We start from the raw sequence: 14,354 nt of genomic DNA, 5'->3' as shown, positions 1-14,354 counted from the left end.
CACCAGTAAAGCATTAGCTAACAAATTTTTGCGCTCACCACTTAGCATCACTGCCAGTGTTCACATCCATATTGCTGAAGCAGAGGATACTGCCACTACATCCGTCTCACTGTACGCGCCTAGACAACACAGTGCTTACAAAAAGCACCTGCTCCCTTAAACGACAACTAACTAAGCTTTGTTTAAAGCGGGGAAACCCCACTTGTCAAAGTTTTCACTTTATAAAAAGGCTATCTAAACTAGCGGACATCACTACCCCATCTCTGGTGTATGCCACACTTTGTGTGGCCAACTTGTATCCGCCTACCAAGCCTTAACTCGTCGGTTCCAATACCTTACGAAAACCGCATCGGGTTTCATAATAAATCGGGTTCAAAAAAGCCAGTGGCCCTCTGAGTTTATCTAATTCGCTTTTTGGACCATGTACCTCATAGCGAAATATTGTCGCCAAGTGCATAGCCTGGCGATTTAACTCATCAATATTTTGCAAATGCGCCAAGACGCCTTCTGCGTCTTCATAGCACTCCTGGCAATGACCCTTGTTACCATCAAAAGAAAAAATGTAATGCATACATTTTGGCTCATTAGCCGTCTTGGCAATGAACTTATCACAAAACTCTAAAAACTCGGCCACATGTTTATCTGGGATCTCAAAATAGGGCTTTGTAGACACACATGTTTCATTGTTGACCAGCATTACTCGCCTCCTAGCTTTTTATTCATGTACAGGTTCAATGCATGGTGAAAGTGCTTGATCCGCGACTCATGATAGTCACTTAGATACACTTCCTGATCAGGTCCTGACAGCAAGCCGCCATGCATATTCTCAATATTCACCATATCTTGGTCGTACACATGACCCAGCCAGTCTTCCAAAACGCCAGCTTCTTCATAGGTATCACCCGAAGCCATATGAACCGTCTCCACAGCGGGAGACTCAACTTGGCTTTTCGGCTTATCTTCAAGAAAAAAGATATCGAAAATACATTGGCTGTGGTCATTTTTATTTGGCCTAAAGCGCAAAATAATCGGTAGCGTGATCCCGCGGAACAAAATGATATTCGGAAACAAGGTGTATTGCAGTACATCCAGAGCCTCTGCATCGGATAGATGCATATGGTCTTTGCCCGTTTTTAATGTGTGCTGGGCGCGCATAATATCTGCCATATATTGCCGAGCCGTTACCCCTTGGCCTAACTGGGGGGACGGTGTATCTGGATTGCCAAGATGCACGTTGTAATGGAAGTGATCCATGATCTCCTGCTCGGTCAGCTTTTCTCGGCCTTCACTGACTTGCAATCCAACGGCGTGAAAGCTTCTCGATATATGACGGACGCCCGGAAATGTATCATATTGCAATATATCGCTAAGATGCGCCCATGTATGACCATGAGTCTCGTGGGCATGCAATCCTTCCATAAAGGATTCCATGACAGTTTTCCAATTTGCAGGTAACACTTGCTGGCTATGTTTTACAACAACTTGCTCGCCATAAAAGTTATTTGCAAGCTGCTCAGGCAAAATTTCTAGATAGGATTTAAGAGACTCAGCATCTGGGTCCATATTAATAAACACAAAGCCATCCCATACATCAACACGCACTTCTAGCAGTGGCATCGACTTCTTTTCTATTTTGGAAAAATCCCACTCATACGGAATTTCCGTCAATTCGCCTTCTAGAGACCAAGTGAAACCATGATACGGACATCTGATGCATTGCACACTGGTGTTATGCTCAACCAGTTTACGTCCTCGATGGCGACAGGAGTTATAATATGCCTTGATTACCTTAGTCTCACTCAAGCTTTGCGGCTCATCGTCCGAAACGCGCACAACTATCAAGGATAGGTGGCCTATCTCATAGACAAAGGTATCCCCCTCTTCAGGGATATCTTCGACCCGGCACGCCATTTGCCAGACCCGCGACCACACTTTTTTCATCTCCAAATCATGGTATTCAGCTTCGGTATAGCGGGCTTTAGAGATAGAGTGAAAATCATATTGCGCCGAAGAGTGCGTATGCATATCCTCCGGCGGGGCAATTTTATCGGTTGCGATCACATCCTGATAACTTGTATATTTGCCGTTTTTTGGTGCCAATTTATTCATGTTGCAACTCTGATTCTTGCTAATTCTGATAATAGTGAAAAGGTGTCATAGATTAATACCCACCAGGATATCGCCGCTCAGGGTCCCGAGGATAGTGACCAAGGTATTTGCCAAATTGCCTGTACCCAAGTAACTGCTTGGTTCTCAGTGGTAATTTCTCGACGGTTTCTGGCGCCAGTGACAAATATGGGTTTTCAGCTTGCCTTAGCCAACCAAGGCTGTACATGGTGGCTAGTGCACTGCGCGAATGAAGACTGTCGTTACTGCCTCCACCGTGATAAGTGCTGCCCAAATAAACCACCGCGGATCCTTTGCTCATGACCGCAGAACAGGCTTGATCGTAAGTCGGCTCGTTGTGAATACTGCGATTATTTTTCACCACCAAGGTCGCACCATTGTCATGGGTAAACTCATCCAATGCGACTAAGCAGCTAAACATTAAGTTCATACCCTGCATTTGGATTGGATATTGTACGTCATCACGATGTATTGCTTGCTTATCTTCACCGGGGAAGATTTCAATGCCTACTGACTTATCTATCTGATAATAGTCGCAATGCGGTAGCAATATATTGTCCGCGATCTCAAGAACTCGAGGGTGGCTACACACCTCAATTGCTTTGTTTGAGTACTCAAACAGCCTCAGAGCCCTGCGGGTTTTAAACCCATAGAACTTGGAATTGGCCTTGCCATGAAATGCATCATACGCAGGTTCAATTTCAGCTTTTAATTGCTCTGCTTCATCATCACTGATCAACTTATCAAGAATAACGGCTCCATCTTTTAAAAGTGCAGTAATGACCCTCTCTATTGGTGCGTTATCATCAAACGACTGCAAACTATCCATGAGTTTTCTCCAAAACTTCTGACCGATAACACCACTTCATGCGCGATACCTAACTATCTGTAAATGCGCACCCAGCGGTTTTGTAACAGTATTGAAAATATGTCAGCCGTTTGCATGCTCTAGCAGCTTTCAGTCGCGCAAAACACAGCGATTGCGCACAACAGCAGATCATATTATTTATAATTGGCCTATCTAAAATAAACATTCATACACGTAACGTGTGGCGTCCACTAGTTACTATTCTTTAGCGCACCTAGCTGACATCAGACACTGGCAACCGCACAGGCATAGGGTATACGCATACGGGCAGAGTTGTGTTTATAAATTACTTTTAGATATCACATCTTAGAACGACAAAGTAGCATTAAGCAAATTCAGCTTCAACTAGCTTAGATACCGCCTTCACAAAGCCTTCAAATACAAATAAGTCTGCAGCAGACTCATCGCCTTCATTAACCCGTCCCATCCACTCACCGATGGGAATACGAATGCTGTATTTCTCATCAATTAAATAGCACACGTCCATAAAGTCCATGCTTTCTATGCCCAAGTCTGAAAACAAATTGGTCGTTGGCGTGATCTCTTCACTATCTATATTGCAAACTTCAGAGAAAGTACTCTGAACAAACTGGTATATTCCTTCCATTAACTTCGCATCCTCGAAAAATCAATTTATGATATGTCTCAAATTATGATATGTCATTGAACATGACATTTTGATACTAACCCAATAAAAGATTCGGCTCAAGTCACTCTTGCACACGAAAACTGAATGCAAATCGCCCCACACACCTTCTGCAAATTGAAACAATTCCTATATAGGATAAATGATTGCTTACCAACCGGGAAAATGTGAAAAAATTTACTTTCCTATAGATAAGCACCTAATGGATATGATAGATTGATTTTCAACCTGTTATAAAATATATAATTTTGACAGGCGATAACAGACGAAGGAATAGACGTGGTTATGAATACAAAAAAAGCAATAATATTGGCCTTTGAAGCGGGTTACCAATTGGGGTATTCGGATTCAAACAACGGCATACACATTAAGCTAGAAAAAGTGGTAGAACGCTTTATGAATAGTGAATTTGAGCCTGCATTATCTTCCCAAAATGATATGTCGCGCTTTGCTGAGTTAGAAATGGCCAGTGATAAATAGTTAATTTGTAAATAACTATTTACGTCTCATCTGTGCCTACCCTCAATCATATTCAACTCACATTCGTATCATGCACACGGTATTTAATTCCTTCACAATCACAGACAATGTCCGTGATTTTTCGCGTTTGCCGTGCGCATTTCTGTTTTAAGCTAAGCCTTTGGGCTAGATCTCAGGATCCCCGGCCCGCTTCCCCACAGCTTACATTAGCAATTTGTCTCACGCATGAGACAAAGTGCTAAGCCTTAATGCGATTGTTTCATTTATATTAATTATTTAATAAAAAGCGTAAAACCATCAAGAAGAAACCAAATAACTCTTAATTTTATAGTATTTAAGACGTCAATAAAGGAATTGACAGACTAATTCATGTTCTGAAAAACACTATTTTTGCAATAAAGGTGAAATTCTCTTTAGCAAGAGTTAGACTTGCGTACTAGTCTTACTTAGGCAAATGTTACTCTTTTTAATATCACTATTCTTTTGGTAGTCGCATGATCAGTTTAGAACAGAAAGTTATCTCATTTTTAGGGAAGAACAAGGAAATGAGCTTTAAAGATGAAGATTTCTCTTACGAGGCGATTTTCCTCTGTAACGTAAAGCCCGATCCGACAAATGCCCGTTACCTGCCCACGGTAATGATCAGTGATGAAGATGCAGCTCTTTTCGTCAACAGGAAAATATCCAAGCGAACATTGGCTAAGATGTATGATGCCGAGGGTCTCGTACTTGTCGGCCACAACTGTTTTATCAATTGCCTCCCCCACGGCTCACCAGATTGGAAAAAAGCAAACGAAACCATTCACTCTATCGTCGATTTAGCCAATAACTTGGCCATGTCAGAAATCATTCAGGTGCCGACTGTTTACCCAATTCAAGATGGTCAATTTCAAATTTTAACGGGACACCGCCGATACTTTGCTCTTTTATATACCTACGGAATTAATTCTGTTTCCCAGTTTAAAGTTTATCAATGCGAGCCTATCTTACTAAAGACCAAACAATTTCAAGAAAATGCCAGCCGCGAAGAGCTACCTCAGTATGGAAAATTGGTCTCGTTTAATGCCGCACTGCTCGAATTACAAACCTTGTCAGACGCCAGACTCCGACTCGGGCTCAAAAAACTAACCGTGCGAGACACCGTCAGCATACTGGGGATCTCCATGGGGTCTTTTGACAACTATAAAGTCCTTACTCGATACCCCTGTGTACTTTCTGCATACGAAAATGGCATAGCCTTGCCATTCATGAAAGCCAAAAAGATTGTGTTGACCATTGAAGAGCAATACAAAGAAAAGCACGATAAAAGCGTCCTCAATGTGACTGATAAGCACCACATTAATGAGGAAATTGATTGTGTGTTGAATGGTAAAACACAGAAAGTCTCCCCCCCGCGCTCAGCATTTAAGTTTAAAAAAATTAACTCGGTTAATACAATTAAGACGTTATTTGAAGCAAATATTTTCCAACTAGATATCGGTATTGACTGGCAGGAACTAGATTGGGGAAAAGCGGCGGATGTGAACGACGCACTGGCCCAGGTGATCGATTACCTCGAATCGCACAATCGCGACACTCCTTAATTTTCCGGCCACTTTCCCGCGGTTTCGCGTAGAGATAGCAGCGCAACTGCGGCTGTGTTGCGCGCCGATATATGTTACATTAAATATCCTAACTGGCCCGTATAGACTGCTGATATTTCGTTGAAATATGCGCCACGATATGGATATACTAGGCAGTAATATTGTGGCAATCACCATGGTATTAGACACCCAGCGATATACGTAGCATCAGTCAAAAACGTTGTCGCAAGAAACACTGAGTATATATTGTGAGTCATTCACCCCGCGATCGGTGTGTTGTCGCGCATGTCACCAGCTGCGCGCACGGTCATCATGTGATCACCTTTGTGGTTCGTATATACATGCAAATAGTAAAAAAGACACAGGTATAAAAATGGAATCTTTAGTTCAAGTTATATTAGTAGGGATAGGTGCAACCTTGATCATGGATCTTTGGGCCTTGCTATTAAAAGTCAGTTTTGGCATCCCTTCATTAAATTACGGTATGGTTGGCAGATGGTGTGTCTATCTCACCAAAGGCAAAGTATTTCATCAAGGCATAATGAAAACACCGCCCGTCTCTGGCGAAAATTTACTTGGTTGGATAGCGCACTACGTGATTGGTGTTGCTTTCGCAGCACTGCTTTTTTTAGTGTTGGGTAGTGAGTGGATTGAATCACCGACCCTATTGCCAGCCTTGGTGGCCGGGGTTGTCACCATGGTATTTCCTTTTTTCATTATGCAGCCATGTTTTGGCATGGGAGTCGCGGCCTCCAAGTTGCCCAACCCCAACACACTGAGATTTAGAAGTCTGTTGGCCCATCTGTCGTTTGGCATTGGTCTCTACCTTTCCGCTAAATTGATAATGACACTTGCTTAAAATGATGGATACCACGCCCATTTTCGTAACAGAGCTATAAAATTCAGACACACAGTGTAGGGCGTTGTTGCATCATACACAGTGTGACTTGGCACCTTGTGATACAAGGTGCCAAAGCTAGGGCTAATAAGGAATTTAAATAAAATGCATGATTCACCCCTTAATCAAGAATACTTGTTTCATCCTTTTGTGAAGCGCTTTGCAGGTGATCCCGAACAGGTTCGAGACATCCACGACATCGAGCAATTGGAAAAGCATCCGGCTGCCGAACGCTTTCCCTGCCAATCGGTGACAGATGCACTATTCATCGCTGCACAGAAGTATCAAGATGCCCGAGCAATGAGTTACTTACCCAATGGACGTGCAGACGATCCCGTACAGAGCTGGAGTTACATCGAGTTTCTTGAACAATGTATTGGCGCTGCCAATCTTTTCCACTCATTAGGGATAGATAGCGACAGTTCGGTGGCATTTTTGTTACCCAATATGCCCGAAATGGTGTTTGGGTTATGGGGCGCACAGGCGGTCGCCATCAGCACACCGATCAATCCATTTCTGGAAGTGGAGCATATTTGCGGCATTATGAAAGAAACCCAAGCACGCATTTTAGTGACCCTTTCAAGTGATGCCAACCCAGCGCTTTTCGAAAAAGCGCTGGCAGTCAAGCACAACACAGTCCATCCAGTGACGTTAGTAACCATAGGTGCCCCCAGCAAGGAGGCAATCGACTGGCACTCAGAGCTGAAAAAACAGCCCACTGATAAGTACCTTTTTCATCGTCCATTGCACGGTCACGAAACTTCTGCCTATTTTCATACTGGCGGCACCACAGGCACCCCAAAAATAGCCAGACACACCCATCGAGGTGCAATAGTCAATGCCTGTCAAATGCTCATCGTCGGTCCCAATGAAGCCCTACTCGATACCAAATCGAAAGTTTCACTGTGTGCACTGCCGCTATTTCATGTCAATGCCATTGTGGTGTCCTCATTGACGTCATTGCTCAATGGCTCCGAGCTGCTATTAGCAGGACAGCAGGGATTTAGAAACAAAGCTCTCATGCAAGATTTCTGGGCGATTGTCGAGCGCTTTAAAATCAATTTTTTTGCCGGTGTCCCCACCGTATACGCCGCATTGCTAGAGCAGCCAATCGAACAACACGACATCGACAGCCTATTTTATTGCGGCTGCGGTTCATCTCCTATGCCACAAGTTCTCATCAATGAATTTACCCAGCGCACAGGGGCAGATATTTGTGAAGGCTACGGCATGACAGAAACCACCGCCTGCGCGTCAACGCACTACTATTATGGTGCGCGTAAAGTTGGCTCTGTTGGCATGAGAGTCCCTTATCAAGCCATTCGTGTCGTGCAATTGGGCGACGATGGGCAGATCATAAAAGAATGTGCACACAATGAAGTAGGGGTGCTGCTGATCAAAGGCCCCAATGTGATCCCTGAATATAAACAAGCCTTTGCCAATGCCAATGCGTGGCCAGAGCCAGGGTGGTTGAATACCGGAGATCTGGGCAAGTTCGATGCCGAAGGCTATTTGTGGCTAACCGGCCGACAAAAAGATTTGATCATTCGAGGTGGGCACAATATCGACCCACTGATCATTGAAAATACCTTAGTGGGGCACTCAGATGTCACTATGGCTGCCGCCGTCGGAAAGCCCGATGCGTACGCCGGTGAGTTGCCTGTCGCCTATGTGACGCTCAGTCCAGACTCAACACTCACTGCGGACACCTTAAAACAATATTGCAAAGATAACATACCCGAACCCGCAGCCTCGCCAGTGGAGATAATGATTGTCCCTGAGTTACCTATGACCCCGGTTGGCAAAATATTCAAACTACCACTGCGCCAAGCTGTGCTGATAAATTGCGTCAGCAGTGTCATTCACGCACTGAATGATACGCTTGATTTCACGGTGGAAGTCATCAATAACATGTCGACAGGCAGCATTGTCAGGGTCCACTTTGCCCAACCACGCGAAGACATAGATGAGGTTGCAGAGCAATTGCAGCATCAGCTCGACAAGTTCCACTTTCAATGGGAATTCAAATTTGCACCAGTGTCAGCACCTCAAACCGCACTGGAAATATAACAAACCTAGGCCAGCTATGCAGAGCCCCAAATTTTGGGCGCTTGCTTTTCAATAAAAAGGAAATTGTTGTGACAACGACGAATTTGCAGGAACACGCGATAACCAAGCCCCCCATCGCGAAAAATATCACGGACGGCAAACAACCAATCACCTGGTTAGACAACCCTCTCACATACTTGCGTCAGTGCTATGACCAATACGGTGATATATTTAGAATAGGCTCTGAGAAAAGTTCAGTCACGGTATTGGCCGGGCTTAAAGCCAATCAGCTTATGAGTACGGAGAGCAAGGACTTTTTGAGTTCAAATGCATTTTGGTCAGACACATTGGATGAAATGAATTGCCCTCACTCATTTATTGGCGTCGATGGTGATGTGCATCGCTATCAACGCCGTTTGATGGCCCCGATGTTTTGCAAAGCATCGTTAAAAGACAGCGTCGGCGAATTTGGGAAAACTTTTCGAGATATTTTAAGTACCCAGTATCGCGAGCCATCAACTCGGCTTTGTCCGTTTCTGCGCCACACTTTGTCAACACAAATCGGGTATGCATTGCAAGGTTATGCCCCCACTCCTGAAGAAGTGGAAGCATTGATCGATTATCAGGCAACGGTCATGAACGCCTGCTCCTTTAAACGTATTTCAAAAAGGGTTCTAACCTCACCTGAATACCTACAAGCGAAGAAGACCGTGCATGAGCTTGCCGATCGGATCATTCACAATGAACAAGCCGAACATGCAAAAGAGCGCTATATTGATGTATTGATCTCACAAGGACTTAAGAATAAACCTCAGTGGTTCACACCCGGAGATATACGTAATCACGCAATTATTCCTTTTCTTGCGGGAATTGATACGGTTACCTCTGCCCTAAGCTTTGCCTTACGAGAGCTCTTACTCAACCCAGATATTCGACAGGAATTACAACAAGAAGTCGCGCAGTTAAACCTCAATGAACCCGACCTGTCAGTGATCAACGATATGACCAAAGTCAATTTGTTTACCAAAGAGGTCATGCGTTTATACCCACCGGCATTTGCAATTTACCGTGTTGCAACCAATGACTTTGAGTTCAATGGCTATCAAATAAAACAGGGAGAGACCTTGATCTTTTTCTTGTCAGCCTGTCACACGGACGCTCGCTATTTTAGCGATCCGTATACGTTTAAATTACAGCGATTCGCCGACCCAGATGTTGAATCGGAAGCCTATGCGCCTTTTGGTAAAGGACCACACACCTGTATTGGTGCGGGTTTATCCAACATTATTTTACCGCTCAACCTCGCCACTATCTTAAAGTTTGCAGATTTTAAGTACGAGGGTAATATTGCGGATCTGGCACTGGATTACACCAAACCCTCTCTGTCTCTTGACCCAGATTTTTCCTTGAGCATTACTCCGCTTGCACACCAGCAAACTGCATAGGACACGGTTATGTATCCACACCTTTGTCAATTGGCGCTCACCACCAAACACCCCGATTTATGCCGCAGCTTTTATAAAAAGCTGCTGGGCTATCAAGATAGTGGGGGACGCGCGGTGCGCGGTATTGCCGCCGCACGCATTTTCAGTTGTAAAAAAGTGCAAGCACACTGTTATTGGCTCACAGGCGACGACCCGTTTTTTCAATTGGAGATCTTTCACTTTGAACAACCCCATTCGACAGATAACACAGAAAATATGCTAACGCGCGGTTACAATATGTTGTTTATTGAGGCGCCATCCCTTAATGAGATCAGTCAAGACCCACACCTCACCCCCCATATGCGTCAGATATGCCGCTATCGCGATCAGGACACTGAGCATCTGTTGGTCAGAGACATTGATAACAATCTTTTGGATATTTTTTCCAACGCGACCTCGCATACCCTGACTAAACCCACACTTCGCGGAGTCGGGGCCACCGTGAATGATTTGGACAGAGAAGTTGCTCACTTCACCCAGGGCTTTGGCTTATCTGAATCCTCGCTGTCGTCGCATTTTGACCCGCTGTTTAAACGCTTGTCTGAACAGCCGCAATACAGTGAGGTGACGCGACGAAGTAAAACACTGGTATGCGGTGGATATCACTTACAGCTCACCCAATACAGTGATGTTTATGCCCATGGAACTAAGGCCGCCACAGATCAAGGGGTGCTCAACATTGCCTTGGGCATTCGAGAATACGCCGAGTTTGCACCACTGTACCAAAGTCTATTGGATACAGGTTATCAACCGCTGTGTCTACCGATGGGAGATACCATATCCAATAGCGCATATGTGCACAGTACTTCACTCAGTGTCGAGCTAATGCAGCTCCCCACACACATTCAAGCCATGTGGGGGTTTCCGACACTCGAGTCTGTAATGGCCTAGGTTAAACCACGGACTTGACACCTGGTTGAGCAACAGCACGTATTGCGCTCACTGAGTCTATGATGGTTTGCGCTAAATCGATGCGGTATGGATCACAGAAATCTCGCTTTAGTTTGCTGTCATCAAAGCGGTGTTCAATACCTAAGAACTTGTCTAGATAAGCCGTGGTTAAGCCGGTGTTGTGCGCCGCTAAGGCGTACACCATCGCATCCTTTAATTCACGACTCGGCATTTTGTACTCCGGAAAATGCTGTGCGACAACTGCGGCAATACCTAACAACGATATTGATTTACCCGGTAATAAGTAACGCCCCGTGGCGGCAGGATTGCGCAAAGCGTCAACATATATTCTCGCGACGTCGCGCACATCGGCAATGCTGTAATACAAGCGAGGGCAGCCACTTGCTCGCGCATCAAGTAAATTACGCAATATGGAAATACTGGACTCTTGGTGCGCTTTGGCTGTAAACGGTCCCATCAAAACTGACGGGTTAAACCTTATCAGGGTAGGTAGTGCACCAGGTGTATCCGTTTCATATTGGGACTTTAGTAACTGCTCTGCTTGTGTTTTTGAATAAAAATAGGGTTCACTATTGGCTTTGTTGTCATTGTTCCAATCACTTTCATCATACAGATGGTCATCAGCAACATCTGAACGAAATACCGCGGCCATTGAAGAGCTGTAAATGACTTTTTTCAAACCTGTGCAGCGCTTCACGCTTTGCAACATATGGTCGGTACCAATGATGTTCGCATCCTGATGGGTATGTGGCACATCGACATCACTGGTAAACCCCAGTGCCGTCGTCGCCGCACAAAAAATCAAAAAGTCGCTGCTTGCAAGGGCTGCATCTAAACTATTTGGCACCGTAAAATCAGCGCGCATCACCTCGAGCGTGTCTGCGCCATGTGCCTGAGCTAGCTGTTGCAAATATCGCGCGCCCTCGCTTGTAACATCTCTCACCGAGGCTATCACCCGGTAACCTTGTGACAGCAACTCAGCGACAACATGTGTCCCTAAATAGCCACTCGCCCCCGTCACACATACTGTTTCACGCACAATTAGACTCCTTCTTGTGTTCTTATTTTTGGTACCTTGACTGTGCCAACTTGGCGAGTCAGCCCTCTGATCTTACTCTCATACCACGCGATGCTCATATGCTCCCCTTGCGGATCTCTCGGCAAGGTTAGTCCGCTTTGCGTATCGCAGAGCACCTGTGTGGCAAACTTAGGATCAATTGCCAAAGCCCGCGCAACACCCACAAAATCCGCAGCGCCGCTCTGTAAACATGCTCTCATTCCTGTGGCGCTTCGGAATCCCCCCGTGACAACCAACGCGGTGTTCACCTGAGTGCGAATTTGCTTAGCATATTCTAAAAAATAAGATTCCCGCGCTCGTGTGCTCTCTTTCATATTCCCCATCATGACCGGGTTTTCATAGGTGCCACCTGAGATCTCGATTTGGTCGATCCCCATTTCGTCCAACATCTTGGCAACCTGCATTGACTCCGCTTCACTAAACCCGCCCCGCTGAAAATCTGCCGAGTTAAGCTTTATGGCCACCGGGTAATCCGGACCCACTGCAAGGCGAATTGACTCATAGGTCGCCACTAAGAAGCGCATCCGGTTTTGCAAACTCCCGCCCCATCTATCTGTGCGTATATTATGCAGTGGCGAGAGAAACTGACTGATCAAATAACCGTGTGCAGCGTGGATCTGTACGCCGCCAAAGCCCACTTGTTTACAGCGCGCTGCGCAGCTGGCGAACTTGTCTATCAGGGCCAAAATTTCCTCGTCCGTCAATGCCCGAGGCAAATTAAAATGGCGCGCAAGGCCATTGCCCAACGGCACGACTGAGGGGGCCACTGGTTGAGCACATAACTGACTGATAATTTGCTTCCCAGGATGATTGATTTGCGCCCAAAAATGGGTGTTATTTTCACTGCCCGCAGCGGTCCAGCGACGAAAGCTGTCTAGATCGCTGTGTTGGTCTAATACCACATCCCTTGCCCCAGATAGGGCAGCCCTATCAATCATAATATTGCCAGACACTGAAATACCAATGTCTCCCGCAGCCCATAGACGATATAAGGTCACTAACTTATCGGTTGGATTATGATTTTTATCACCTAACTGTTCACTCATCGCCGATTTAAATATGCGGTTTTTAACCACCACGGAATCGGAAAAGGCATACTGCGCAGCGAGCATATCCTGTGCATTGTCTTTCATAAACGCCTCCACGGGCAGCAGCTCACCTACCCGGTTATTATTAAAAATTCCTTGTTTATAGTTGGGGATGTTTAGTCTCGGCATGCCTGTAATAACACTTGCGCTCTTAGCCCCGACGCACTGGAATGCAACGCAAAATACTCCCCATGGGCCGCCGTTGAGCAGGCCATATAATCGACCAGATTAATAATCGAGTCGGCAGAAAAACAATGTCCAAAGCGCGCGATATTGTCCAGATATAGCTGTGTTTTGCTGACCCCAATACTGCCCTCTTTAAGGGTGATCACCGGCATGTAGAGATTGTTGCTAAAGACTTTGCTCAGATCGCGAATAGTGAGGTGATTACGATCCATTAATTGCTGTGCTGTTGTGGTAAAAAGCGGCGTATCGTCGATGTCTTCCCCTGCCACTTTTAACTGTAAGTGTGCATTGACTTGAGAGTCTACAATATTCAGCCCGTCCTCAGGCACCTCGCTCAACGCCTTTTTATCAGACACCATAAAACTTGCTGCGCCATCACTAAACAGCGCATAATCTTGAAAACGATGCCGCTCATCACGAATTTTATTACTGGTTACCAGCAAAATATGCTGATATTTACCACTTTCAATAAATTGCTTAGCCATATCTAATACTGACAGCAGATTGGCACAGTCAGATACAGTAACTCCCATAGGGAATGCACGCTCCATACCCAAAGATAGCAGTAGCTGGCTATACGAAAGGGTTTCATCCACTGGACTAAAATCGGAACTACAAATGATCACCAGATCAACCTCTTGTGGCTCTATTGGCGCACCAGCAAGGGTCTGCTGCATAGACTCAAATGCCATTTCGAATATCGTTTTAGCTGACGTGCGATACCCACCCCAAGCAAACAACTTGGGCATATTTGGCAGTCCATATTCTGCTAACACACTGTGAAAAACGTCAACATCATCATATTGGTGCTCAACTTCTCCCAAGAAGTATTTTGCAGAATGTAAACAGGATAGCCTCATCATATTTAAACCTCTAATACTTAAAATATCGTAACTTGCCCCTGCACTATGGCTGCGTTTAGCAGCCACCAGGAGCACTGTGTTCATGTCATGTT

General features: G+C 45.3%; 13 protein-coding genes. 6 read left to right on the top strand and 7 right to left on the bottom strand.

Going from position 1 to position 14,354, the window contains the following annotated elements; genetic code table 11:
• Window positions 1-313: 313 nt before the first annotated feature.
• The 4 genes from MHN81_RS21760 to MHN81_RS21745 form a co-directional block, all read right to left on the bottom strand.
• Window positions 314-697 (bottom strand): hypothetical protein, encoded by a 384-nt coding sequence (locus MHN81_RS21760; RefSeq protein ID WP_023402293.1) that lies wholly within the window; start codon window positions 695-697, stop codon window positions 314-316.
• Window positions 697-2,109 carry an aromatic ring-hydroxylating dioxygenase subunit alpha gene (locus MHN81_RS21755; protein ID WP_023402294.1) on the bottom strand — a complete coding sequence of 471 codons (1,413 nt, stop codon included), beginning with the start codon at window positions 2,107-2,109 and terminating at the stop codon, window positions 697-699. Before MHN81_RS21755 ends, MHN81_RS21760 begins: the two co-directional genes overlap by 1 nt.
• A gap of 52 nt (window positions 2,110-2,161) precedes the next feature.
• On the bottom strand, window positions 2,162-2,956 hold the full coding sequence (locus MHN81_RS21750; protein WP_023402295.1) for a phytanoyl-CoA dioxygenase family protein: 795 nt from the start codon (window positions 2,954-2,956) through the stop codon (window positions 2,162-2,164).
• 364 nt (window positions 2,957-3,320) lie between these two features.
• Window positions 3,321-3,602, bottom strand: a complete 282-nt coding sequence (locus tag MHN81_RS21745) for a phosphopantetheine-binding protein (RefSeq protein ID WP_023402296.1) — start codon at window positions 3,600-3,602, stop codon at window positions 3,321-3,323.
• A gap of 324 nt (window positions 3,603-3,926) precedes the next feature.
• Between MHN81_RS21745 and MHN81_RS21740 the strand changes: the two genes are divergently transcribed.
• The 6 genes from MHN81_RS21740 (at window position 3,927) to MHN81_RS21715 (ending at window position 11,026) form a co-directional block, all read left to right on the top strand.
• Window positions 3,927-4,121 carry a hypothetical protein gene (locus tag MHN81_RS21740; protein WP_023402297.1) on the top strand — a complete coding sequence of 65 codons (195 nt, stop codon included), beginning with the start codon at window positions 3,927-3,929 and terminating at the stop codon, window positions 4,119-4,121.
• A 494-nt stretch (window positions 4,122-4,615) separates the two neighbouring features.
• Entirely contained in the window at window positions 4,616-5,704 is a 1,089-nt protein-coding gene (locus tag MHN81_RS21735) for a hypothetical protein (RefSeq protein ID WP_239426707.1), read from the top strand.
• Window positions 5,705-6,077: 373 nt separating this feature from the next.
• Window positions 6,078-6,563, top strand: coding sequence for a DUF2938 domain-containing protein (locus tag MHN81_RS21730; RefSeq protein ID WP_023402299.1), 486 nt, complete (start codon window positions 6,078-6,080; stop codon window positions 6,561-6,563).
• 144 nt (window positions 6,564-6,707) lie between these two features.
• Window positions 6,708-8,672, top strand: coding sequence for an acyl-CoA synthetase (locus MHN81_RS21725; protein WP_023402300.1), 1,965 nt, complete (start codon window positions 6,708-6,710; stop codon window positions 8,670-8,672).
• Window positions 8,673-8,740: 68 nt separating this feature from the next.
• Window positions 8,741-10,096 (top strand): cytochrome P450, encoded by a 1,356-nt coding sequence (locus MHN81_RS21720; RefSeq protein WP_239426706.1) that lies wholly within the window; start codon window positions 8,741-8,743, stop codon window positions 10,094-10,096.
• 9 nt (window positions 10,097-10,105) lie between these two features.
• Window positions 10,106-11,026 carry a hypothetical protein gene (locus MHN81_RS21715; protein WP_239426705.1) on the top strand — a complete coding sequence of 307 codons (921 nt, stop codon included), beginning with the start codon at window positions 10,106-10,108 and terminating at the stop codon, window positions 11,024-11,026.
• A gap of 1 nt (window position 11,027) precedes the next feature.
• On the opposite strand, the gene MHN81_RS21710 is transcribed toward MHN81_RS21715, so the two are convergent.
• The 3 genes from MHN81_RS21710 to MHN81_RS21700 all read right to left on the bottom strand — a co-directional run bounded on the left by MHN81_RS21710 (window position 11,028) and on the right by MHN81_RS21700 (window position 14,346).
• Window positions 11,028-12,086 carry an SDR family NAD(P)-dependent oxidoreductase gene (locus MHN81_RS21710; RefSeq protein WP_239426704.1) on the bottom strand — a complete coding sequence of 353 codons (1,059 nt, stop codon included), beginning with the start codon at window positions 12,084-12,086 and terminating at the stop codon, window positions 11,028-11,030.
• A gap of 2 nt (window positions 12,087-12,088) precedes the next feature.
• A complete protein-coding gene (locus MHN81_RS21705; RefSeq protein WP_239426703.1) occupies window positions 12,089-13,258 on the bottom strand; it encodes an NADH:flavin oxidoreductase/NADH oxidase family protein in 1,170 nt (389 codons plus the stop codon).
• A 71-nt stretch (window positions 13,259-13,329) separates the two neighbouring features.
• Window positions 13,330-14,346, bottom strand: coding sequence for a hypothetical protein (locus tag MHN81_RS21700; RefSeq protein ID WP_036977451.1), 1,017 nt, complete (start codon window positions 14,344-14,346; stop codon window positions 13,330-13,332).
• Between the last annotated feature and the right edge of the window lie 8 nt (window positions 14,347-14,354).

The organism is Pseudoalteromonas sp. Of7M-16, from assembly GCF_022347805.1.
Classification (GTDB): Bacteria; Pseudomonadota; Gammaproteobacteria; order Enterobacterales; family Alteromonadaceae; genus Pseudoalteromonas; species Pseudoalteromonas luteoviolacea_F.
Note: the sequence above shows the minus strand (reverse complement) of the source record. Positions and strands in the feature narration are given on the sequence as shown.